This window comes from Paenibacillus chondroitinus NBRC 15376 (genome assembly GCF_004000765.1).
Classification (GTDB): domain Bacteria; phylum Bacillota; class Bacilli; order Paenibacillales; family NBRC-103111; genus Paenibacillus_E; species Paenibacillus_E chondroitinus.
On the sequence record NZ_BILW01000012.1, the window covers coordinates 134,756 to 158,267 of the forward strand.

General features: G+C 44.9%; 24 protein-coding genes, 1 pseudogene and 1 riboswitch. Of the genes and pseudogenes, 12 read left to right on the forward strand and 13 right to left on the reverse strand.

What is annotated here, in order from left to right:
- The first annotated feature begins 8 nt into the window (after positions 1-8).
- On the forward strand, positions 9-722 hold the full coding sequence (locus PCH02S_RS15820; RefSeq protein ID WP_127454627.1) for a UTRA domain-containing protein: 714 nt from the start codon (positions 9-11) through the stop codon (positions 720-722).
- A gap of 80 nt (positions 723-802) precedes the next feature.
- Entirely contained in the window at positions 803-2,128 is a 1,326-nt protein-coding gene (locus PCH02S_RS15825) for a GntP family permease (RefSeq protein WP_127454629.1), read from the forward strand.
- A gap of 133 nt (positions 2,129-2,261) precedes the next feature.
- On the opposite strand, the gene PCH02S_RS15830 is transcribed toward PCH02S_RS15825, so the two are convergent.
- Together PCH02S_RS15830 and PCH02S_RS15835 are read right to left on the reverse strand one after the other, a co-directional pair.
- Positions 2,262-2,459: a cold shock domain-containing protein gene (locus PCH02S_RS15830; protein ID WP_028556542.1), complete on the reverse strand. Its 198-nt coding sequence runs from the start codon at positions 2,457-2,459 to the stop codon at positions 2,262-2,264.
- A 127-nt stretch (positions 2,460-2,586) separates the two neighbouring features.
- Entirely contained in the window at positions 2,587-3,303 is a 717-nt protein-coding gene (locus PCH02S_RS15835; protein WP_127454631.1) for a class I SAM-dependent methyltransferase, read from the reverse strand.
- A gap of 253 nt (positions 3,304-3,556) precedes the next feature.
- Between PCH02S_RS15835 and PCH02S_RS15840 the strand changes: the two genes are divergently transcribed.
- From PCH02S_RS15840 to PCH02S_RS15860, 5 genes are all read left to right on the forward strand, one after another.
- Positions 3,557-3,748 (forward strand): hypothetical protein, encoded by a 192-nt coding sequence (locus PCH02S_RS15840; RefSeq protein WP_127454723.1) that lies wholly within the window; start codon positions 3,557-3,559, stop codon positions 3,746-3,748.
- A 272-nt stretch (positions 3,749-4,020) separates the two neighbouring features.
- Complete coding sequence (locus PCH02S_RS15845; protein ID WP_127454633.1) at positions 4,021-4,857, forward strand: TerC family protein; 837 nt, start codon at positions 4,021-4,023, stop codon at positions 4,855-4,857.
- Positions 4,858-4,945: 88 nt separating this feature from the next.
- Complete coding sequence (locus tag PCH02S_RS15850; protein WP_127454635.1) at positions 4,946-5,128, forward strand: hypothetical protein; 183 nt, start codon at positions 4,946-4,948, stop codon at positions 5,126-5,128.
- 248 nt (positions 5,129-5,376) lie between these two features.
- On the forward strand, positions 5,377-7,167 hold the full coding sequence (gene pepF, locus PCH02S_RS15855; RefSeq protein WP_174806785.1) for an oligoendopeptidase F: 1,791 nt from the start codon (positions 5,377-5,379) through the stop codon (positions 7,165-7,167).
- Positions 7,168-7,231: 64 nt separating this feature from the next.
- Complete coding sequence (locus tag PCH02S_RS15860) at positions 7,232-7,540, forward strand: LapA family protein (RefSeq protein WP_127454636.1); 309 nt, start codon at positions 7,232-7,234, stop codon at positions 7,538-7,540.
- A gap of 60 nt (positions 7,541-7,600) precedes the next feature.
- Here the strand turns inward: PCH02S_RS15860 and PCH02S_RS15865 are convergent, their stop codons facing one another.
- On the reverse strand, positions 7,601-8,419 hold the full coding sequence (locus PCH02S_RS15865) for a DUF92 domain-containing protein (protein ID WP_127454638.1): 819 nt from the start codon (positions 8,417-8,419) through the stop codon (positions 7,601-7,603).
- 175 nt (positions 8,420-8,594) lie between these two features.
- Here PCH02S_RS15865 and PCH02S_RS15870 point away from each other — a divergent pair, with 175 nt between their 5' ends.
- Complete coding sequence (locus PCH02S_RS15870; protein WP_127454640.1) at positions 8,595-9,785, forward strand: HD domain-containing phosphohydrolase; 1,191 nt, start codon at positions 8,595-8,597, stop codon at positions 9,783-9,785.
- Positions 9,786-9,837: 52 nt separating this feature from the next.
- On the opposite strand, the gene PCH02S_RS15875 is transcribed toward PCH02S_RS15870, so the two are convergent.
- Positions 9,838-10,461, reverse strand: a complete 624-nt coding sequence (locus tag PCH02S_RS15875; protein ID WP_127454642.1) for a fumarylacetoacetate hydrolase family protein — start codon at positions 10,459-10,461, stop codon at positions 9,838-9,840.
- Positions 10,462-10,478: 17 nt separating this feature from the next.
- On the reverse strand, positions 10,479-11,726 hold the full coding sequence (locus PCH02S_RS15880; protein WP_246069102.1) for a CapA family protein: 1,248 nt from the start codon (positions 11,724-11,726) through the stop codon (positions 10,479-10,481).
- 152 nt (positions 11,727-11,878) lie between these two features.
- Between PCH02S_RS15880 and PCH02S_RS15885 the strand changes: the two genes are divergently transcribed.
- Positions 11,879-12,652 (forward strand): metallophosphoesterase family protein, encoded by a 774-nt coding sequence (locus PCH02S_RS15885; protein WP_127454643.1) that lies wholly within the window; start codon positions 11,879-11,881, stop codon positions 12,650-12,652.
- Positions 12,653-12,734: 82 nt separating this feature from the next.
- Positions 12,735-12,953, forward strand: a complete 219-nt coding sequence (locus tag PCH02S_RS15890; protein ID WP_127454645.1) for a hypothetical protein — start codon at positions 12,735-12,737, stop codon at positions 12,951-12,953.
- A gap of 80 nt (positions 12,954-13,033) precedes the next feature.
- Here PCH02S_RS15890 and PCH02S_RS15895 read toward each other — a convergent pair whose 3' ends face one another.
- Positions 13,034-13,669, reverse strand: a complete 636-nt coding sequence (locus PCH02S_RS15895) for an O-methyltransferase (RefSeq protein WP_127454647.1) — start codon at positions 13,667-13,669, stop codon at positions 13,034-13,036.
- Positions 13,670-13,784: 115 nt separating this feature from the next.
- Here PCH02S_RS15895 and PCH02S_RS15900 point away from each other — a divergent pair, with 115 nt between their 5' ends.
- Positions 13,785-14,924, forward strand: coding sequence for a THUMP domain-containing class I SAM-dependent RNA methyltransferase (locus PCH02S_RS15900; protein WP_127454649.1), 1,140 nt, complete (start codon positions 13,785-13,787; stop codon positions 14,922-14,924).
- 92 nt (positions 14,925-15,016) lie between these two features.
- Here PCH02S_RS15900 and PCH02S_RS15905 read toward each other — a convergent pair whose 3' ends face one another.
- Together PCH02S_RS15905 and PCH02S_RS15910 are read right to left on the reverse strand one after the other, a co-directional pair.
- Positions 15,017-16,195 carry a DUF2920 family protein gene (locus PCH02S_RS15905; RefSeq protein ID WP_164819583.1) on the reverse strand — a complete coding sequence of 393 codons (1,179 nt, stop codon included), beginning with the start codon at positions 16,193-16,195 and terminating at the stop codon, positions 15,017-15,019.
- Positions 16,196-16,770: 575 nt separating this feature from the next.
- Positions 16,771-17,547 carry a metallophosphoesterase gene (locus tag PCH02S_RS15910; protein ID WP_246069103.1) on the reverse strand — a complete coding sequence of 259 codons (777 nt, stop codon included), beginning with the start codon at positions 17,545-17,547 and terminating at the stop codon, positions 16,771-16,773.
- A gap of 314 nt (positions 17,548-17,861) precedes the next feature.
- On the opposite strand from PCH02S_RS15910, the gene PCH02S_RS15915 reads away from it, so the two are divergent.
- Positions 17,862-19,370, forward strand: coding sequence for a copper amine oxidase N-terminal domain-containing protein (locus PCH02S_RS15915; protein ID WP_164819584.1), 1,509 nt, complete (start codon positions 17,862-17,864; stop codon positions 19,368-19,370).
- Between the two features lie 185 nt (positions 19,371-19,555).
- Here PCH02S_RS15915 and gloA2 read toward each other — a convergent pair whose 3' ends face one another.
- From gloA2 to PCH02S_RS15940, 5 genes and pseudogenes are all read right to left on the reverse strand, one after another.
- A complete protein-coding gene (gene gloA2 / locus PCH02S_RS15920) occupies positions 19,556-19,954 on the reverse strand; it encodes an SMU1112c/YaeR family gloxylase I-like metalloprotein (RefSeq protein WP_174806786.1) in 399 nt (132 codons plus the stop codon).
- 70 nt (positions 19,955-20,024) lie between these two features.
- On the reverse strand, positions 20,025-20,939 hold the full coding sequence (locus tag PCH02S_RS15925) for an exopolyphosphatase (protein WP_127454655.1): 915 nt from the start codon (positions 20,937-20,939) through the stop codon (positions 20,025-20,027).
- A 134-nt stretch (positions 20,940-21,073) separates the two neighbouring features.
- Positions 21,074-21,373 (reverse strand): hypothetical protein, encoded by a 300-nt coding sequence (locus PCH02S_RS15930; protein ID WP_127454657.1) that lies wholly within the window; start codon positions 21,371-21,373, stop codon positions 21,074-21,076.
- Positions 21,374-21,476: 103 nt separating this feature from the next.
- Positions 21,477-21,569: riboswitch (cyclic di-GMP riboswitch) on the reverse strand.
- A gap of 100 nt (positions 21,570-21,669) precedes the next feature.
- A complete protein-coding gene (locus PCH02S_RS15935) occupies positions 21,670-22,896 on the reverse strand; it encodes an MDR family MFS transporter (protein ID WP_127454659.1) in 1,227 nt (408 codons plus the stop codon).
- Between the two features lie 187 nt (positions 22,897-23,083).
- Positions 23,084-23,356 (reverse strand): annotated as a pseudogene (locus tag PCH02S_RS15940) (carboxymuconolactone decarboxylase family protein); the annotation flags it as partial.
- Between the last annotated feature and the right edge of the window lie 156 nt (positions 23,357-23,512).

Sequence of the window (23,512 nt, forward strand, 5' to 3'; positions counted from 1 at the left end):
ACGTTTAGGTGAACTTATCCCGTAATAAACGCCCTTTATATTTACAAATCATGAATATCCTAAAGGATCGCATCTTGCATGGTGTGTATCCTTTGGGTACCAATATTCCATCTGAACCCCAGTTGGAGCAGGAATTCAACGTCAGCAAGATCACCGTTCGAAATGCCATCAAAGAGCTGGCACAAGAGGGATATTTGGAAAAAGGCAGCGGCAAAGGAACCAAAGTCATTCGCAATGCTTCCCTGTCCAAGTTATCCAAATGGAAACGGTTCACAGAAGTGCTGGTTGAAGAAGGCCACCAAATTCACAAGCAATTGCTGCGCGCTGAAATTGTTTCGAATACACCTGGAACATTGCCTTATCAGCTGTTTGGAGAGCGGTGTTTCTATATCGAACGCCTATATCACTTAGATGACAGGCCCTATATTCACTATTCCCACTATCTCTCCCTGCAAATGTCCACGATCGAACTCACGGACTTGAACGAGCAATCCTTGTACGAGCTCCTTGAAGATCACGGCATTGCCTTAGAGAAATATCGGGATGAATTTGCTGCTGTCACCGCTTCTTCCCATGTAGAGGACATGCTGCAGGTGAAACCAGGCACGCCCTTACTGAACAGATTGCGATATTCCTATGATGAACAAGGCACTCTGATCGAATTCAGCGCAGGGCATTACAGCACCGAAATGCACAATTATGTAGTTAATTACGATATTTAGGATACTGGCCTCAGCCTTGTTTCCTTTTCTCGTCGACACCTTGATAACGCTTACTAACTTCTTGAGAAGAGGGATTCCACATGAATATGTATCTACTGATCGTTACCCTGCTTGCTATTGTTATTGTTATTCTCGGCGTAGCCTGGTGGAAATGGCATGCCTTTATTTCTTTAACCGTTGCGAGCTTGTTCCTGGCGCTTATGGCGGGTCTCTCTATGGATAAAATCGTTGGCGCATACGAAACCGGCGTCGGCGCTGTGCTAGGGCATCTAGTCGGCATTTTGGCATTAGGGACAATTTTGGGTAAAATGATGTCCGATTCCGGGGCAGGCACCCAAGTCGCCAATTTCTTTATCCGCGTGTTTGGTGAAAAACGTTTGCCATGGGCCATGCTGCTATCCGGTTTTATTATCGGGATCCCTGTATTTTTTGACGTCGGGATCGTTATGCTCCTACCGCTTGTGATCTCCATCCACAAATCGACGAAACAAAATATTTTACTCATCGGATTACCGGTCATCGCTGGTTTGTCTATTGTACATGGTCTAGTTCCGCCTCACCCTGGTGCTATGACAGCGATTGGCATTTACAAAGCGGATATCGGCAAAGTGCTGATCTACTCCCTGATCATTGCGATTCCGGCTGCGATCATTGCAGGCCCTCTGTTTGCCAAATGGGTAAACAAACGTGTTGTTCCTCAGAATGAACCTGAGCTTCTGGATGCAAGCACTGAGCCTGAAAAACTGCCAGGCGCCGGCATTTCCTTTTTCATTATTTTGCTGCCTGTTTTGTTGATGGTTTTGTCTGTCATTGCACCTTACCTGCCTGTCCCAAGCGGATTCATGAAATTCCTTGCTTTTATCGGAAACTCCGTGATCGCGCTGCTCATTTCTTGTTTCGCTGCCTTCTACTTCCTGGGCATTCGCCAAGGGATGAGTAAAAATTATATCAGCAAGCTGTCGCACGATTGCCTGCTCCCTGTTGCTTCGATTATTTTGATTATCGGTGCAGGCGGCGGATTCAAACAAATCCTTATCGCCAGCGGCGTAGGTACCTCGATTGCGCAAATGGCCGAAAATATTTCTCTGTCTCCTATCGTACTAGCTTTCATGGTTGCCGGATTAATTCGTGTCGCAACCGGTTCAGCGACGGTCGCTTTAACAACAGCCGCGGGTATCGTTTCTCCCATTGTTGTGCATATGTCCGGCGTTAATTTGGAACTGCTCGTTATTGCTACTGGCGCAGGCTCGCTGATGCTTTCCCATGTCAATGACGCAGGCTTCTGGATGGTCAAGGAATACCTCGGATTAACCGTCAAAGAAACGTTCAAAACGTGGACTGTCCTGGAAACACTCCTTTCCTTCATTGCATTCGGAACCGTGCTGATTATCGATATCTTTGTTTAAATATAAAAGCCTGTGCACCTCCCTCGCAGGATGTGCACAGGCCTTACTAATAGCAAAAAAGACAGCCCCACAGGGGACTGTCTCTGTTGTTTGTGCTATGACACTCTATTTATAAGTGGGGACTCCCAATTTCTTATAATTTTGTGACGTTAGCTGCTTGAGGACCACGGTTGCCTTGAGTAATGTCGAACTCAACGGATTGGCCTTCTTCTAATGTTTTGAATCCTTCGCCCTGAATTGCGGAGAAGTGAACGAATACATCGTCGCCTCCATCAACAGAAATGAAACCGTAGCCTTTTTCTGCGTTGAACCATTTAACTGTACCTTTCAAGTGAACAACCTCCTAAAAATATCGCCATCTATGACGAATAAGGAAATTATACCATCACATCTGGGATAAATCAACGCATAAAAAGCTCTGGACATGCTAAAATTTGTTGATATACCAACGTTTTCCTCTATGCGAAGCCCCTCTTGATTATGCTTAAATATTGATGAGAATTTGGTAAAAATGGTAGGCTTGCCTCTCTTTTTTCAACCAAATGCCCCTCGTTTGTACATTCATTTAGTAAATCAGGCAATCTGCCATACTCCTCTGTTCGAAAACTGAGCAATGGATAGATTCTCACTTCACCGCCAGGCTTCGCGACGCGAAGCAGTTCCCGCACCGCTTTCAGATGAAAGGCATAGTCGAACTGCTCCTCATACAGAAACAGAAAGTGGCTGCACAGCACAAGATCAAAGGAATCTTGTTCAAAAGGCAGCACCGGAAGACAAGCCACATGATACCTTGCCATGCCATTACGACTTGAGAAGTCCTCTACGAACCTTTCTAGGCCCTTTATACGTCCTGCCGTATGATTTTGAAGCGAACCATAAAACGACCAATCATAGACATCCTGGAGCTTCTCCATCTTGGCCGCAACAAGCCCGATTTCTTGCCTGCCGTGTTGATCTATCTCCTCCGATGATTTCTCATACAGAGGGTCAACCGCCTCTGCGAGAATACCAAGCTTCCTTGCTTCTACCGTGAAGGAAGATGCACCGCCGGCCACATCCAGAACCCTTTTGCCTTGCAATTGTTCCGCCTGCAGCATAAACATTTTCTCATACTCTGCGTACGACCTCGAGGTCATTGCGACCCCAACTTGCTCATAAATACGCTTTTGTCCCATGCTCATCTCTCCTCAGCTCATCTTCTCCGGGCAATAACCCGTCTCATAACCATTTCCCTCTGGAAAGGATTAGGAGAATATTACCACGGGCAACGGTCTATGGCAATAGGGATTTCTTTGATGCTTTGTTTGGAAAAAACGCCTATTTATGATACGATTGCATATATCTTTAAGCTTACTACAGAAACGAGGAACAACCGTGTCAAAACAACCTTTTAAGAAACATACCATCTACAAAAAAGATAAATGGAACATGCTGAATGTGGAGGTCCAAGGAACCAAAATTGTACTGACGGAGATCTCCGACCAGTGGGGTGAAGAGTGTCACACGTTCATCGGACGGCCAGCGATGCTTCACTGGGCTAATGAGCGATTTGCTAAGGATAAGTTCGATGGTACCGAAGAAGAATGGCAAGCAATTATGGACGCATTCAAAGAAGTATAAACGGATTAGACCAAATGCCTTGACTTTCATTCTCTATCTTTTTATAATTAAGTTACAAGTTCATACGTAATACTCCAAAGGGGAGTAGCTGATACAGTAAAGTCGTCAATTCGGATCCTCATCAGATCCCGGCTTTATTGGCAACGACTATCGTTGTTAGCAAGACCTTTGCCAATTTTTTGGTGAAGGTCTTTTTTGATGAATTAGAGCCTTCACCGTCGTCGGTGCTGGGCTCTATTTTTTTCAAAAAAATTGCTAAAGGAGTGGTCGTTGTGGAATGGTTATCAGCAGGGTTTTTCGTTTCATTACTCAGCATTATCCTCATTGATTTGGTACTTGCAGGAGATAACGCGATCGTTATCGGTATGGCGGCACGTAATTTGAAAAAGGAAACACAAAAGAAAGTCATCCTTTGGGGAACCGTAGGCGCCATCGTTATTCGCGCTCTTGCGACCCTGGTCGTGGTCACGCTTCTGAAAATTCCCGGACTTCTCTTGGCGGGTGGCATACTGCTCCTCTGGATCTCGTATAAGCTGCTCAGCGAGAAGAAAAATCACGAACAAGTTGAAGCGAAAAGCAGCATGTGGGCTGCCATTCGCACGATTATTATTGCCGACGCCGTCATGGGTCTGGATAACGTCATTGCAGTCGCTGGCGCCGCTCATGGAAATTTCCTGCTCGTCATCATCGGTTTGCTCGTCAGCGTCCCTATCGTAGTTTGGGGCAGCACCTTGTTCATCAAATGGATTGAAACTTATCCATGGATCATGTATATCGGCGCAGGCGTGCTCGCATTAACGGCAGGTAAAATGATTACCGGCGAGAAGTTCCTCTCCCCTTATTTCGCTTCAAATCCGCTTGGCAAATGGCTGCTTATCGGACTGCTCGTCATCATCGTGCTTGCCGCAGGCAAATGGTCCAAAATGGTCGGCTACCTCGTGGAAGTCGGAGACCGCGGACAATTAAAACTGCCTAAAGAATTAAGCGATGAAGCTCAAATTGCTCCGGAAGATCGTTTTACAGTGAAGATGGATTCCCGGGGCAAGTTAATTCTGGTGAAGACAGAAGAGGATGAAAATCCCGATGAAACGATGCAGCATGCCGGCTGAAAAAGGAGTTTGCCAACAGGCAGCGAAAGTTACTATCATGCAGTAATTAGCAAATGTCATATTCTATAGGGATAAGGATGATTCACCAATGACCGAATCCGGTTCTATACTCACATTTATTCTCGTATCCTTCTGCCTAGCCATCATTTTGATTATGAAAAAAGACAGCCTTCCCGCCCAAATGAAACGATATCTCGCTTTATTGGCAATCGTCATGGTCTCGTTTTCGTTTGTACTCATCTTGATCAGCTTCTTTGGCGCCGGAAAGTAAATTTACTTCCTTCCAGCTTTTTCTTATAATCATAATTGAGTGGGTTAACGGTCATACTAGGTGAAAACCATGAAGTGGGTTTAAATCAAGAATCCCCCACTTGGGTATATGCCGGGAGCGTGACCGTAATGCGCTGGATCTATGTAACTGCAGCAATGGGACTTCTCCTCAGCTCTGTCCCAGCAGCTGATTTGCATGCGAAGGAAAACCGTTTACCCCAAATTCAAAACAAGGACAGGAGGGCTCCCATGGCTCAACTATTGGAACGCAAACAAGTACCTGCCGAGCACCGTTGGAATCTGGAAGATTTATTTGCCGATGCGAAGGCTTGGGAAAAAGAATTTCAGGATGTTAAAGGCTCGATCAGCAAAATCAGCGCCTTCCAAGGAAAACTTAACGACGCCGCTGCCGTCAAGCAATGTTTCCAGTTGGAAGATGAGGTCTCTCTGAAGACAGAAAGACTTTATGTGTATGCCAACATGAAACATCATGAAGATACAGCAGAGCCTACTTTCCAGGCCTTATCCGATAAATCGAAAAAAATCAGTGTCGAAGTGGGCGAAGCTCTTTCCTTCATTTCGCCGGAAATTTTAAGTTTATCCGATGAAAAACTGCAGCAATTGGTCAATGATCCTTCTTTATCTTTTTATAAAGACACGCTCGAAGAAATGATTCGCCAGAAGCCGCACACGCTTTCCAAAGAGCAAGAAGCACTTCTGGCTCAAGCAGGCAATATGGCGGGAGCGCCGAGCACGATCTTCGGCATGCTGAACAACGCCGATTTGAAGTTCCCTAAAGTAAAGAACGAAAAAGGCGAGGAAGTTGAGCTCACCCATGGAAGCTACATTCAATTCCTGGAGAGCCGTGATCCGGAAGTTCGAAAAAATGCCTTCCATGCCGTTTACGAAACTTACCGCAACAACAAGAACACGATTGGCGCAACGCTCAGCGCGAATATTAATAAAAATATTTTTTATGCCAAAGCGCGTCACTATCCTTCCGTTCTGGAATCGACCCTTTTCGGCGATAACATCAAGAAGGAAGTCTACACGAACTTAATTTCCACCATTCACGACTCTCTGCCTGAGCTGCAGCGTTATTTGAAGCTCCGCAAAAAGCTGCTGAAAGTCGATGAATTACATATGTATGACCTCTTTGCTCCGCTGGTTGAAGAGTTCAAAATGGATATCACCTACCAGCAAGCCAAAGAAGAAATCAAGAAAAGCCTGGCTCCGCTTGGCGAAAATTACTTGAAAATTCTTCAAGACGGCTTCGACAACCACTGGATCGACGTTTATGAGAACAAGAATAAGCGTAACGGTGCGTACAGCTGGGGTGCCTACGGTACACATCCTTATGTGCTGCTCAACCATAAAGACAATTTAAACAGCATGTTCACGCTGACGCACGAAATGGGTCATGCCATCCACTCCTATTTGTCCGACGAAAATCAAGAATACCGCTATGCGCAGTATACGATTTTCCTTGCAGAGGTCGCTTCTACCCTGAACGAGGCGCTCCTCATGGACTATTTATTGAAACGTGTGACGGATCCAAAAGAGAAGCTCTATCTGCTGACTTATTATGCGGATCAATTCCGTACTACGGTATTCCGTCAAACGATGTTTGCCGAGTTCGAAATGATTACCCATGAGAAATCGGAGCAAGGCGAGTCGCTTACGCCTCAAGAGTTCAGTGAAATCTATTACGGCTTGAATAAGCTGTACCATGGCAATGACATGGTTGTGGATCAGGATATTGAGATGGAATGGGCGCGTATTCCTCATTTCTATAACAGCTTTTATGTCTACAAATACGCAACTGGCTTCTCGGCAGCAACCAGCTTTGCGAAGCAAATCTTGGATGAAGGCCAGCCAGCCGTTGACCGTTACTTGGGCTTCCTGAAAAGCGGCGGCAGCGACTACTCGCTGAACATCCTGAAAAAAGCCGGCGTTGACATGTCGACACCGGAGCCGATCAAGCAAGCCATGAGCGTCTTCAGCTCTTTGCTCGATCAGATGGAAGAGCTTACGAAGTAAGTGAACGAGTGAGGTTGGAGGCCCGAGCCTTCAACCTTTTCTCCTTGGAAAGGATGAATGTTGGATGAAGATGCAATGGATTCTGATCTGCGCATTAATATTCGCCCTCCTCACAGCCGTTTTTGCGGTTGTGAATGTCGAACCGGTGCAAGTAAATTTCATATTTGCCCAAACATCCACGCCACTCATTCTCGTTATTTTAACCTCCACCTTATTAGGCGGTCTGATTGTCGGCCTCTTCGGAATGGTTCGTCAGTACAAGCTGAATCGTAAAGTCAAGCACTTGGAAAAACAGCTGCAAGACGCCGTCTCGCCTCCAGCCGAGCAGCCGGTGAGAGAAACAGCCGGCGAGGCTTCGCCTACCGTGCATTAATGCTAAAAAAGTGCAGCAAATCTATTGAATTCGAAAATTCATAAATTTGCTGCACTTTTTTTATAGCTGCGTCGATATAAGTAATAATACGTAGCACACTACGCCTCCAATCAGCGAGGAGAGTGCATTTACCCGGTCATTGGTCATGAAGTGGAAGCCGCGTATTTGCTTCGCATTTTGACCACAGTGAACTTCTTTCTCAATTGTTTTCCCGCATACCGTACAATGGTACATGACCTGCCAAGTTGCCCCTAACCATGAATCAGCTAAGGAACCGAGCAAACCTGAGAGGGCACCGAATAGAATTAAAACAGGAGTTGCGACTGTTTCGTAGTCCATATCGCCGATGGTGCTGAACCAACCGCTGAGCCATCCAATGAAAGCTCCTCCCACCACAGAAGCCAGCACGCCAATGGTGCTGATGCCACCTGATGTTCCAGCAGGAACACGCTTGCCATTAAGAATCGACCTCGGCTCAGATGAGCTCATTCCGCCAATTTCCGTGGCCCACGTGTCCGCTGTGACGGTTGCCATCACGCCAACGAACAACACCCACCAAACAGGATCAGGCCAAATCGCATTGCCTATACACAGTAATAAGCCCAAACCGCCGTTAGCCGCAACCTGCCCGGCATCTCGCCTTCCGCCTTTGGCATAACCGCTTTCCGCAGCGGCCTTGCGCTGATGCTTAAGCTTCGACAACACGCTAGACGAAATAAAAAAGGCGATCAGCGTCCCAAACCAAGCTAAGCTGCCAAATACAAACATCAAGGTCCCAAGAATAACCGCAGAAATCAAACCTGATACAGAGAGGGATCCTCTCCAGTAGGCAGCGCCTGCAATAAGCAAACTGCCGGCTAAACCCCAAATCCATTCCATTTGAACACCTCAATTTCCAACTATTATTTTAGCATAGCACAGTCTTGGGAATCATCCCGAGCGAACTCTACTATTTTTCGACAAAATCAATCATTTTTCGTAAGATTCTAGCAGGAAGTTAACCTTTTTACGAGAATAATATGGTAAGATAATTTCCGAAAGCTAGGAGGCTGCCATGGATAACGACCAGATTACAACTAGATCCCAGATAAAAAATGACTTGGATCCGCAAGAAATGCTGCGCGTTATTTTTGATTATGCAGCCAAAATTGCCAATGAACGAGTACTCGAGAATGTCCTTATGTTGATGGCGGATATGGGCCGGGAAATGATTGTCTCTGATCGCTGTACGGTTTGGCTGCTGGATAAGAGTAAGAATGAGCTCTGGTCCAAAGTGGCTCATGGACTCGATGAGATTCGTATCCCCAGCACGGCAGGACTTGTCGGTTATGCGGTCACGCATGATAAAGCTGTATTTATTGATGACGCCTACACGAATGAACAATATAAAACCTACTTGCTTAATGGCGCACTGCGAACGGATCAGCAAACAGGCTACCGCACGAAAGCCTTGATGGTTATTCCGTTCCGCGACAGTCAGGGCGAAATCATGGGCGCTTACCAGGCCATTAATAAACTAACGGAATGCCAGCAATTTTCGGATAAAGATATGGAATATTTAACACTGGCCTCCTCTTATGCGGGCAAATCTTTAGAATCTGCGCTGCTCACCAATGAGATTGAAGCGACCCAGAAAGAAATTATTTTCCGTATGGGCGAAATTGGCGAGAGCCGGTCCAAAGAAACGGGGAACCACGTTAAGCGTGTAGCCGAGTATTCCTATATCCTTGCACGTGGATTAGGCATGAGTATGGAAGAGTCGGAACTTCTCAAAATTGCTTCACCCATGCATGATATCGGCAAGGTAGCGATTCCCGACAGTGTGCTCAACAAACCGGGCAAATTAACCGATGAAGAGTTCAAATTAATGCAAAATCACACCGTGATCGGCTATAATCTGCTCAAAAACTCCAACCGTCACATTCTCAAAACGGCGGCGGTGGTCGCCTATGAGCATCACGAGAAATGGAATGGTCGCGGATATCCCCGAGGAATCAAAGGTGAAGACATTCACATCTACGGGCGTATTACCGCGATTGCTGACGTTTTCGATGCGCTTGGCAGCGAGCGTGTCTACAAAAAAGCGTGGGACTTAGATCGCATCCTACAGCTTTTCACCGAAGAGCGGGGCGAACATTTTGACCCTCAAGTTGTTGATGTCTTTTTTGAACAATTACCGGCGATCCTTCACGCGCGGGAACAATATGCCGATAGTGCGCTGGAGGACTCGGCAGATGTACAATAAAAAGGGCAAATCTCTCGGTCAACGATGACCGCAAGAGACTGCCCTTTTTGTTTTATACGCGAATGGTTACTGCCCCGAATACCTCTTCGCCCCACGTTAATTCCAAGATATCACCATTATTTACAGGTCCAACGCCTTCAGGAGTTCCCGTGTAAATGATATCGCCTACGCCCAGCCCGTAATGCTTAGCGATGAAATCGATGATCGTTTGCAAATCGAAAATCATATTGCTGATGTTGCCGTTCTGAACGACTTGGCCATTCTGGCGAAGCTGGAAGTTCTCTTCCGTCAGTTTGGAAGTCCCCGGGAACGGGCGGAATTCCGTGAGTGGCGCTGACTTCAGGAACCCTTTGGCCGGCAGCCAAGGTTGGCCTTTTTTCTTAATGACAGACTGTACGTCTCTTAGCGTAAAATCGATGCCAAGTGCATACTTGTCAACAATTTCATCAACCTGAATGCCTTCACGATAAGGCTTCGCGATATGCAGCACCAATTCAGCTTCATAGTGAATTTCGCCTTGATCGCCTGGAAGCTTCAGCTCCCCGCCACTCATATCCGCCAAGGCATGCGTTGGTTTGGTAAAAATCATCGGCTGATCCGGAACATCATTCCCCAGCTCGGCAGCGTGTGCCCGGTAATTGCGTCCTACACAATAAATATTGCGAATATCTGTCATGTCGTTATCTCCTCACATTATTTCTTGCTAACATTACCTTCGGCATCAACTTTGGAACCAATCGAAATTTGGCTTAATCGCTGGAACAGCTTGGAGCCGTCTTCCGAATTCATAGGTGTTGGAAGTGCGAATTTGCTTAAAATAGGGACAAGATGAATATTGCACGCTTTATCTTTCGAGCAGGACGCTTCCAAGATAACCGTTTCCCATGTCTTCGAAACATCGTTTGTGGTAAATATAAAATTGCCTAAGCTATATGCGATCCATTTGCCTTTGTACTGCTCAAAACCTTGTAACACATGCGGATGGCCGCCAACGACCAAATCTGCGCCGGCATCAATATAGCGGTGTGCCAAATCCGTCTGATACTTGTCCGGATGATCGCTTCGCTCGACGCCCCAATGTGCAACAACGACAACAAGATCGGCGCTCTCTTTCGCTTTTTGAATGGCTTCGACTGGCGGCTTGTAATTGTAAGTTTCCGCTACTCCGATACGCCCGGGACCTGCTTTCCAAGAGGCCTCCGGAACAACACGGCTAAAGCCGAAGAAGGCGATTTTCATGCCGTTTTTTTCCATTATGACAGGCTGATAGGCTTCATTCAAATCATTGCCCGCTCCCATGCGCTTAATACCCTCTTGATCCAGCGCATTCATCGTATCCTGCAAACCATCAGGGCCATAATCCATGACATGGTTATTCGCTAAATTAACAAGATCAATGCCGGCATCCTTAAGCGGAGGTAAAGCCAAAGGCGATGAGCGGTAAACGTAATCCTTTTTCTGTTCCGTACCTTTAGTTGTTATAGGTGTTTCCAAATTCGCGATGGTGAAATCCGGTTTGGTCAAATAGTCTTTTACATTCGTATAAGGATAATCATAGCCTTTTTGTTTCACAATATCTTCTACCTTAGAAGCTAACATCACATCGCCAACAAAAGTGAGATTCACTTGTCCGCTACTGCCCGCTTGCTTGTCCGAAACTTCCGGTGATGACGACGGTACGATTGCGTTTGCTGTAGCTGCAGGACTGGGCTGGCTACTTGCGGCATTCGTCGGTTGAGGCGAGTTTACGGACACCAATGGTAAAGATGCCTCTTGTTCTTCGGTAGTTTTGCTATTCGATGTCCAATAGGATGCACCAATTCCAATCGCGAAACAAGCAACGGCAGCCAAAGTGAGTCCTCCGATCATTTTCAGCGGAGTTTTCTTCTGAGGCGCACGCACTACCTTCACTTTACGGTGACGCTCTACTCTGGATTCCATTCAAAACCTTCCCCTTTCCCCCACAAATTATAGCAGAAGAATCTAGCATTGGGTAATAGTCAAGGACACTCATTTTCAGAATGGAATCCGTATGATATAACAGAAGCAATGAGATTCACACTTGAGACCAGCACGGAAAGGAATTCATCGTTTTGGAAAAAATAGCGATTATTTCAGATATCCATGGAAATTTGCCTGCATTAGAAGCAGTAATTGCTGATATCAAATTGCGAGGCATTAAGCGAATCTATTGCTTAGGCGATCTCGTTGGCAAAGGACCTGATTCGGCAGCCGTTGTTGACACGATACAAAGAACCTGCGAGGTTGTCATACAGGGAAATTGGGACTTAGGCATCAATAGGCCGCAAGACCAGCCGGCAGGCTTTTGGCAGCAGCAGCAGTTAGGGCCTGAAAGGCTTGCTTATTTGGCAGAACTGCCATTCTCCTTTGATTTTTACCTTAGCGGCAAACTGTTCCGTTTATTTCATGCTTCCTCACAAAGTGTTTACCATCGTGTAAAGCGTAAATCTTCCAAAAAAGAACGTCTGGCACTGTTTCAAAATACAGAAATGACCGGTGCGGCTCCTAACGGAAAGCTGCCCGATATTGTTGGCTACGGGGATATTCACATCCCTTTTTTGATTACGATGAAAAACCCTTCGGAAAAGAGCGTTACAACGAGTTCCGACAGCGGTCTAATGCTCTTTAACGTGGGCAGTGTAGGCATTCCCTATGATGGCATTCCACAAGCCTGCTACTGTGTTCTGGAGGGCAATATGAATAGTCAGTTACAAGCAGGATTTTCCCTACAATATGTACGCGTACCGTATGATATCGACTATGCCATCAGTAGAGCTCACGCTGTGCATATGCCAGAGGCTGAGCGCTATGCGCTTGAGATTTCAACGGGGCTGGTGCACAAGTAAGGGATTGAACAAAAAATTATTATGGAAATTAATTCCACTACATGCTAATATAGGTTCATCATTGAAAGCGAGGATGCCCTCCATGAAGCTGAACTGGTCCAAAATTGCTTTTATCGTTATATGCGCGGAGATTTTGCTTATTTACTGGAATGGGATGAGCGCTATACCTTTCAAGAAGCAGCAAAATGTACATCCAATATCCACACTGCAACCCGCTCAGCCTGTTACACAGGTAGAAGAGAAAGCACCTTGGCAAATAAACGAATTTAAATTTTTTCAAGTGCATCAGTTAACTTCTTAAGATAAACCTTCTATGTCAAAGGGAAAAGGGCTACCCGGAATGTCTTTTCAGACAATCAGGTAGCCCTTCCTATGTACGCCTTATTTCACCCGAGCCAGCGCCAAACCGTCATAGGCCGGTAGAATTGTACTTTCCAAACGCGGGTCCTCAGCAATGAGCTTATTGAAGCTGCGCATCGCTTGCACGGAGGTTTTGGTTTGGCCTGGGTCAACCACTTTCCCCCTCATCAGCGTATTATCGCCTGCAATGATGGCCCCTGGATTCGCTAATTGAATGGCAAGCTCCAAATAGTTTGGATAGTTCACTTTGTCCGCATCGATAAAAAAGAAATCAAAACGCTCCCCTTGCACAAGCAGCTCGTTGAGATGCGTCAACGCTTCGCCAATACGATACTCGACGAATTGTCCCAGACCTGCGTCGGCCACATTTTGTTTGGCTACATCGGCGAATTCCTGTTTCAACTCAAGTGAGATGAGTTTGCCGCCTTCTTGCAGCCCTCTAGCCAGGCAAATCCCGCTATAACCGCCTAATGCTCCTATTTCCAGCACCTTTTTTGCGCCAATCATCGTCACAAGCATCGTAAGCAGTCTGCCGTAGCCCGGGGCGATTGAGATTTCTGGCATATTATTAGTTCGTATAACTTCCTTCACCCGCTCAAGCACGGGATCATTCGCATATAAACCTTCCATATAGCTTTCAGCTGTTAGGGTTTCCATGTTATTCCTCCTAAGAGTTTGCCGTTTCGTTTGTAAGTATATCTTATTTGTCCTATACTTGTTAATTGTATGAGTTTTATGAACGAAGCACAACCCGGATGGAAGGAATCTAAACATGCCACAATCTATTGAACTAATTGCAACTTGCCCAATGGGACTTGAAGCAATCGTTGCTCGCGAAGTCCGCGACCTCGGTTACACCGAGGTTACCGTTGAGAACGGCCGCGTACGCTTCATGGGAGACGAGCTTGCCATCTGCCGAGCCAATCTATGGTTACGGACAGCAGACCGGATTCTCGTGCTTATGGGCCAGTTTAAAGCTCTGACCTTTGATGAGCTTTTTGAAGGCACCAAAGCGCTCGCTTGGCCCGACTGGATACCGAACGATGCCGAATTCCCTGTGCAAGGGCGTTCCCATAAGTCACAACTTTCCAGCGTTCCTGCCTGCCAAGGCATCGTAAAAAAAGCCGTCGTCGAGAAACTGAAACTTCAATACGGCACCGAATGGTTCCCCGAGAACGGGGCGCGTTACGTAATCGAGGTAGCGCTTCTTAACGATATTGCGACACTCACGATCGACACGACAGGCCCAAGCTTGCACAAGCGCGGGTATCGCAAGCTCGTGACCGAAGCGCCGCTGAAGGAGACCATGGCCGCGGCCATGATCCTGCTCAGCCGCTGGAGCGTCGATCGGCCGCTCTACGACCCGTTCTGCGGGTCGGGAACGATCCCGATCGAGGCCGCCATGATCGGCTGGAATATCGCGCCAGGCCTGCGGCGCAGCTTCCCCAGCGAGGCGTGGGGCAATGTGCCGCGCAAGCTCTGGGACAAAGCGCGCGACGAAGCGTTCGACGCGGTCCGCGATAATGTGCCGCTGCACATTATCGGCAGCGACATTGACCCGTCTGCCATCGCAGTGGCAGAAGCCGCCGCGAAGTCGGCTGGGCTGACGAAACAGTTCCAGCTTCGCGTGGAACCGGTAGCCAAAGCCCGCCCGCGCGGCGACTATGGCTGTTTGATCACCAATCCGCCTTATGGAGAGCGGCTTGGTGAAGCCAAAGATGTCGAGGTCGCGCTGCGCGAGCTCGGGGCTCTTACAGCTCCAATGCCTTCGTGGAGCATGTTTATTCTTAGCCCGAGCACACAGCTCGAGCATTATATGAACCGCCGCGCTGATAAGAAGCGCAAGTTGTTTAACGGACGGATTGAGTGTAACCTTTATCAGTATCTTGGGCCTTTTCCTCCGCGCAGGTAGGACAAGTATTTTTGCGAAAACAGCGGCAGCTAAGACTTATAAAAGTCATAGCTGCCGCTGTTTTTCAGACTTATATATGATTCCTTGTAAATCTAATTCAATATCTCAACGCGAATCTGGTAATCATCCGAATAACTGAAACGATACGATTTATTTCCGCAATCAAAAGTATAAACACTCGAACGGTCGAAGTCCGTTAGATCTTCACCCTTCTGTAACTTGCCGCCGGCTTCTTGAACTAGATCGAAAATGCCTCGAAGTGATGCTTTCATCCCATGCGACAAGTCCTTAAACACTCTGCCATCAATATCATCTGCAGTCACTTTTTTAAAGTTGACCTGATTATATTTTTCTAATATGTTAACAACTTGTTCCTTTTCCGATGTCGGGCATACCTTATCCTCATCACCATGAAATATATAGTATGTTGTATCCGACGCGATGCGGTGTGATTCCTCCAACAAACTACGAATCGCGCGACAGCTATCCGAGAAATAATACGGATCGAGCTCATCTGAAAGCGTCCAAGGTTCATCGGCAATAGCTTGAATCGTTACTCCCTCATGCCGGTAAACCAATGGTCCCAGCTTGTAATCCTTCGTGCAGATGTCAACCACGCTCGCCCGCGAGAAACCCGAATTATCGATAATCGCCGAAAAAGTGTGAGGGGCAAACTTTCCGAGTAATAAGGCGATATATCCTCCATATGACGATCCATAGGCGATAATACGGCGCCGATTGATCGTGTGTTTTTTCAAAATATCGCCGAGCACCGACAAATAGTCGAGTGCCGGAAGAAAGCCGAACGACTGATATTCCCCTTTTAAATGATACGACAAGAGCATGTATGGTGAGCCATGCCCGAACAAATACTGAATGCCCCGCTGCTTCAGGTGAAACGCCAAAATGTCCAAGCAGTCGTCTTGCAGCGATCCGTCGTTATTCAGGAAATCCGTCCATGGGATACCGTATAACGAACTCAGCGTTGCAAAATACGCGTTATCAAATTTGACTGACTTAATCTCATTGTCTACTCCCCAGTAATGGACGCCGGCAACAATGCAGTTGCTCTTATTAGCTAGGTATGGCCGCAACTTATTAGCCTGGTATTCGGATGACGGAGTGTCGCCAAACGGCGTAATAAAGAGGATCAAACCGGTCTCTTCGTTAACCCCTGCCTCGGGAAACGTAAGCTGATATTCCAAGAGTGAGCGCCTGTAGCCGAGCTCCACATCAGGATGAGGTCTTACATAAAACGTATTACTTAACATTTGTTCCTCCGTTGCTTCACGCATATGAAATTATTAACAAACACTTATCAAACTAGGTGAAATCAAATAACTACAACTCACAATGCATACTTCACGTTTTCATTCCAATCATCCAATCTCTTCCAACCCCTTCCAAGTCTAACACACCATAGAGTAGACTTAAACAAATTTCTACAAAAATCATCATTCTTCGTGTTTATTTTAACTAATTAGACGAAACGAATAAGTAAAAAACATCAATATTTACTCTGTCAACCTGTATCAGTATCTTAGGCCGTTTCCTCCACGTAGGTATTACGAAAAAGAGGCAGCTACTTAACCCGTAGTAATATCTAGCCTGGGTAGTCCCGACGGTGGTACGCTAACGGACACAGGAGCCTTTATTCGGCGTGAAATCGCCGATTTAGATTTCTAACGGACACCAGCGCAGCTATTTGCCTATTTTGAAGGCAATTAGGCCGCGGAAATGGCAAATAAGGGCGCTGGTGTCCGTTAGCGCAGCTACTTCGTAGTAGCAACCCACGAAATGAAACAGAGGTAGCTGAGACCCTTGCATCTCAGCTACCTCTATCTTTTTACAAATAATGCATGGTTACTTCGCTTCTAACAAACAATCTCGCATTGACGCCAGTTTGCCCAATACCTTTAGATATGTAGTAAGCCCCATATTGCTGTTTATGTAATCCCTTGTAAATCCCCATTCTAGGCAGCTTACCTGCGTTTTTAATATGAAAGAAAAATGGGATATTAAATTGTTTGCCGTGAAGATGCCCAGCCATTAAATAATCGTAGTTTTTATTTAAATGCAAGACTATATTAGGATCGTGGGTAATAATGAGTTTTGGTCTGCGATCATCAACAGCTCGAAAGGCAGCCTTAATGTCACTTTTATCAGAATCGAAATCATCAATTCCAATTAGTTCAAATCGTTGTAAATGCAGCGACTCGTTCCTTAACAATTTAAGCCCATATTTCCTTAAAAGCTTAATAAGATCTTTGACATTTTTCTGCTGATAATCATGGTTTCCAAGAACGCAATAAATCGGCACGTTACAAATTGCGATCGCTCTTAAGTACTCCTCCAGTCTAGGAAGCATTTTCTTATATTTGGTAAAATCACCCGTAATAAATATATAATCCGGTTTTTCATCATGAATAATAGCGGCTATTCTGGCTGGACGAATTCTTAATCTTTCAACATGCATGTCACTTATTTGCAGAATTCTCACATTTAGATTAAGAGGATATCTTATCCGCTCAATTTTTAGCCATTGTGTCGGCAAGATAAAAATTATGTAGCAAATAAGTAGAACTAAGAATAAGTAGAAGCAGTACATTAAAATTCCTTCCAAGCGCATCCTCCTCACCAAAAATGGGACCTCTTACAGCTGAAATCAATAAGTTTTATATACTAAGTTTTATTATAGGTTTAATACATTAATGACACATGAGTATAAGAGTTCAATTTTGTTGTCTGATTTTACTACCTTCTTCTACTTTCGATCTCTTCTATTAGACGAGTTATCCGTACAGTTCGTTTATTCCCCACTGTTTTCATGCCCGAGGCTGTTAAATGGAAAGAGGAAAATGTAACAATATGTGGAATATACATTATTCAGAAAGTGGAATCTACGCTTTTAAATCATAGAAAACGAGGAAGATAACCGTGTTTCATAAAAAAGTCGTACAGCTTCTAACACTAAGCATCAGCTGTATTTTTCTATCTATTCAACCTGCTTTTGCACAAGACTCATCAGCCACTAAGTATCCGCATGAGCTAAAACTTAAACTGAATGAGCAAATCGTTACCGTTAATGGTCAAACTCAAACACTTCCAGTCCCGCCTACTTTAATGAACAGCGTGACCATGGTGCCGCTTCGTTTTATTGCTGAGACTCTGGGAGTTACGGTCCAATGGGATGACGCTACACGTTTAATTACACTGACTACAGCCAAAACCAAAATATCTCTGGCAATCGACAGTAAAGATGCCGTGATTAACGGAGCTTCTACTTCTTTGGAGCAACCTGCTACAATACTCAATGATACAACTATGGTCCCTCTCCGCTTTATTGCTGAAAATATGGATCAAAGTGTTTCGTTCGATGGTACAACGCAAATGATTACAATCACTAATAAACACATTCAAACTGCACCTGTAAATGAAAAACGAGACAAGCCAACTGTAGATAATTTATCGATTGAACGACCAATAACAGATAGAAGTAATGTAAAAATAGAAGATATTATTTCAGACTCAAAAAGCAATCTATATATGATAGATTTTGACGTTAAAAGTCAATCCTACCTTTATGGGATTTTATCCTATAATCAAAATAACGGGGATGGAAAAAACATACAGCACACAACCTTTATAGATAGTAAATTTGACGCGCAGTATAAGGATTCAAAAGGTGCTGTGCAACGTGTATCATATCAAAATATAACACCCAAAAAACTGTATTACGATAGTTTAACTGACAAATTGTATTTGATGGCACATGCTGCGAGACCTTTTGTCGAAGAAGCCGTGATTATTTATGAGATACTACCAGAAGTAAAAATGGTAACTTATAATTTAGAAAGTTCCATGAATGAAGAAAACAATTTTATCTCGTTTTTAGATCAAGATCATTTTTACTACAGCAATGCATTTTCAGGGAAAATATTCGACTTTCAGGCACCGAATGAGAGTAAAGTAATTGGATTCCTACCCGATAAGAAAGCAAGTTATGTTTCTTTAAACACAGATGGGAAAATGTATATCCTCAATAAAACGAATAAAAAAATAAGCAAGGTTAACTTGGACGGCACGATTACTGAGGTAGCGAGTGTTAATTTGGATCAAATAACGGGAGCCTCTTCGAGGAATGGGTATTTCTACATTTCAGATAATACAAAGGTTTATCAAGTTGATGTTGCTGGTAAAATGGATCAGTACACTAATGTTTCTCTTTTAACTTATAACAAGGGTTTATATGATCCGAAAACACAAACCTATGAGCAGCCTGCCGTAAATGATAAAATTGTTGATGGTAAATCCGTTACTGATCAGGTTGAAGATCCTGGCGCTTTAAGTTTCAAGGGTAGTTTCCTTTTTACTATCGATCATCATGGAAACATCGTGATTTATGACAGCCTAAACGGAATTATTCGACGAATCAACATTTACTAAGTTTAATACCAATGCCACCAAAAAAATCCCCCAATCGCTACGACCCTGATCAGTCGAGCGTTTGAGGGATTTATTTTTTCATCAAAAGCCAAATGATTATGACCCAAAGCGGAATAGACAGCAGAATACTCCACATGCATCCTATAGCAAAGCCTAATTTTGCTTTTTGTTCATTGTTTGATACATCATCGTTCGGCATGTTCCACCAACTCTAACGGGAGTCCATCTGGGTCTGCAAAAAACGTATACCGATCACCTGTTATGGGATCAATTCGTACCGGTTCAACCGCAATGCCCTTGCTCTCTAGTTCTTTGACGCTTTCGTCCATATTTCCAACGACAAAAGCCAAGTGTCGAAGTCCTCGCGCTTCCGGTCTATCCACTCTTAAGGGAGGATTAGGGAACGAAAACAATTCTATCTGCTGCTCTGTTTCTCCTATGCGCAAATCCAGTTTGTAGGAATCACGTTCTGCCCGGTACAACTCATTTACGATCGTCATTCCTAGTAAATCAACATAGAAATGCTTCGACTGTTCATAATTCGAGCTAATTATGGCCACATGATGAATGCGATCGATTTTCACTAACACGCCTCCCCACTCTGTAAATAAACCGCAATCCGGGAATTCCCCATCCTGCGGCTCGTTTCTTATTTTATCCGTCTGCTCTCATCGTTTCAACAATTTTCTTCAAAATATTCTCGGCTTGCGCATACTCTACCTGACACGTGCCTGCTGCGTGGTGACCGCCTCCGCCATTTTGGAGCATTAAAGTCCCGATGTTCGTTTGGGAAGTGCGATTCACAATGCTGTGCCCGCAGGCAAATACACAATTTTGTTTGTTGCGTCCGTCCACGATCCAAATGGATACATTTTGCTCCGGATAAAGCGCGTAAACCATGAAACGGTTGCCAGGATAGATGGTTTCCACGTCACGAAGATCCGTAATGATCACGTTTCCTTCTGTATACGTATGTTTTGCAAGCATTTCACGGTACAGAGCATCCAATTCATAATACCGTTCCACCCGCTCCTTAACGTCAGGAAGCTCCATAATTTGATCGACCGTCATCACCGCGCAGTGATCCACAAGCTCTTCCATTAGCTGATAATTACTAATTCGGTAGTCCCGATAACGTCCTAAACCCGTACGGGCATCCATGATGAAGGACAATAAATCCCAGCCCTTTGGATTCAAAATATCTTCTTTACTGAACTGTGCTGCATCCGCTTTATCTACGCCTTGCATAATATCGTCAATATCACCGAAGGTTTCTTGCCCTCCGTAATAATCATAAACGACGCGTGCTGCGCTTGGTGCAATACGGGTTTCCCCTTTGAATGCTACCTTCTCGCCCATCCGCTCAAGTTCACTCGAGTGATGGTCAAACCATAATCCACAACCCGCAACATATGGCACATTCGCCAAAATATCGTTTTCGGTAACCTCGATCAGACCATCCTGCATATCTTTGGGATGAACGAATTTCATGTCATCGACCATGTTTAGCTTTTTGAAAAGCATTGCGCATACTAAACCGTCAAAATCCGAACGCGTAATTAATCGCATAACGCAAATCCCCCTACGAAGTTAGTACTTAAGAACTATGTATGATTATGTGTATCATTATATCAGCACCTGTCGATTTGTGACAATCATTTTGTCATTTGCGCTTTTGAAATAAAAAAAAAAAAACAGTTCGCCTAGATGGGCTGAACCGTTTTTAATTTGGACGTCAAAATTTGGTAAAGTCTAGTCATAAATGCTTCAATTTGCGGCATCGGAGGCATTTTCACAGAAAGCTTAACTTCGCCTTTCCAGTAGAAAATCAAAATGCTGTTGCTTCTCCCCTGAAACATTTCAACATCCCAACACGTCTCATTAAGTGCGTACTCTTCTAAATTAATCATTAGCTTCGGTCCATCCGAGGATGGCACCAAACGGGCAACATGATTGCCGCAAAGTGATGTTACTTTTTGCTCTTCAAGTAAATCAGACTGCATGCTGCTTGGTCCTCCTTTTATCCATCGTTTATAAAAGTTATGACAGAGAAAAACCCCACCATAGTGTACCGATCGGAGGGGATCTAAGTTGAATACCCAATCGTTCGGCAGCTGGCTGGCAACGAGTTCGTTTATGAACAAGGTAGCCCCTTTAGCTTTGCGTCACTGACTTTCGTCAGTTTTGCCATTGTCGAGATGTGTTGTGAATTCTTTTACAAGAAATAACTACACTCTCAAGAATAAGGGATGTTGTTTTGAAATCGTATAGTTCGCAAGAACTAATTTTGCAATATTTATCAAAAAACTTCTTTTTTCGACCTATTTTTGGGCAGTGCTTGTAGATTATTGGCGCCTTTCCAGTAAAAGAGAGATCCCGCGAGGGTCACAAAAGCGATAACCAGATAAAGTGCAGTGCCCCCGTACGCTACGAGCAGAAAGCCGCCAACCCATGGTCCCATAAAATGACCTACGTTGGTTAACGTTTGTGCTCCAAAATAAGTACCGCGCATATGCTCCGGAGCCAGCTTATCAATTAGCATGTTGGCCGCGGGGTAATTTAATATTTCGCCTAGTGTAAAAATCGCCATGGAAATAATCATGGGTACTAACGAATGCGAAAATGCAAAACCGATATCGCCTAACGCAAACATCAAATTGCCAAAAATAATCGCTACAAGCGGCGAATATTTATCAGAAATTCGTGTAAGCGGTATTTGCATCGCAATCACCACAATGGCATTGACACTCATGAGGACAGCAAACATTTTCACACCTTCAGCGAAGTTCTGCTCCAAATATTGCGATAGTGTCACCATGACTTGCGAATAGCCGATAGCCCCTATAATTCCACCAAGAATGTAATAGCGGAACGTGACATCACGTTGAATGACCCGCAATGCGGAGACAAACGTAACAGGTTGTTTTTTCTCCCCTTCTATTTGCTTAATACCAAAAACGATAAGGAGAACATAGAGTGTAACCGCGTAAATAAAATATACGATTCCAGTGAGTAGAAACGGCAGTGCTCCATCCATCGTTGCAAAAAATGCACCCAATAAAGGTCCTACAGCAACACCAACATTGATGGCCATGTATCTCATAGAAAACACACTGAGTCGCTTAGCCGGCTCGGTCAAATCAGCCATCAAGGCTTGCGAGACCGGTTCGTAGAAGGAGCGGCACAAGCCGTTCAGCATGTTCAGCATCATGAACAAAACCGGTAATTTCACGATACTAAAACCTACAAACACAACCGCCCATCCAAAAAGTGCAGCAAGCATGATGATGCGTCGGCCGAATCGGTCCGATAAGTTGCCGCCGATAAAACCTCCGACTGTTCCTGCCAAGGCTCCCATTCCAATTACGACCCCAATCATTACCGCGCTCATCGACGTATGTTTAGCTAAGTAAATTGCCAGAAAAGGCAGACTCATGGAAGACGCTGCTCTGGCCATGACCGTTCCCAAAATTAACGTATGTACAATCGGATGATACGAACCAAGAAAACCACGTAATCGATTCATCTGTCAGAACTCCTCTCGCTGCTAATTTACCAAAGGTTAAGAAATGAGATCAAGAACCCATTATACACGAAAAACGGTAGTTCGTGTCCTTTATTATATGTTTTTGTCGAATAAAAAAAGGACTCCCCGATATCGAGCGGGAAGCCGGTTTTAAATATGTTTTGTGGCCTAGAATTTGAAGTCAACACTAATTCTGGGCTACTGCATCCGAATGATAATCAAAGGCATTGAGGGCGTTAATGCCATGAGTCAGGACGTAGCCCGCATTCGCAACACCGCCGACCAGTAGTCCTTCCATTAGTTCCTCTGCTGTCCCGCCCAACTCTTTGAATTTTCGCGTATGGTTGTCAATGCTATAAGCACAACCATTCACATGTGCGATGACAACAGCAATCAACTGTTTCGTTTTGGTATCAATAGCGCCATCCGCCATGGCTGTGGACTGAAATTGTTCGAATGCCCCAAATGTCTCCGAATGGCTCTTTCGCCAAAAGCCTCACCCATAAACTGAAAAAATGCTTTGGATCCTTGTGGCACAATTTCTTGCAGCTCTGCTACTCTTCTCAAATTGCTGCGTTCATACAATGAATTAGAATTTTTAAAATTAATTTCCAAT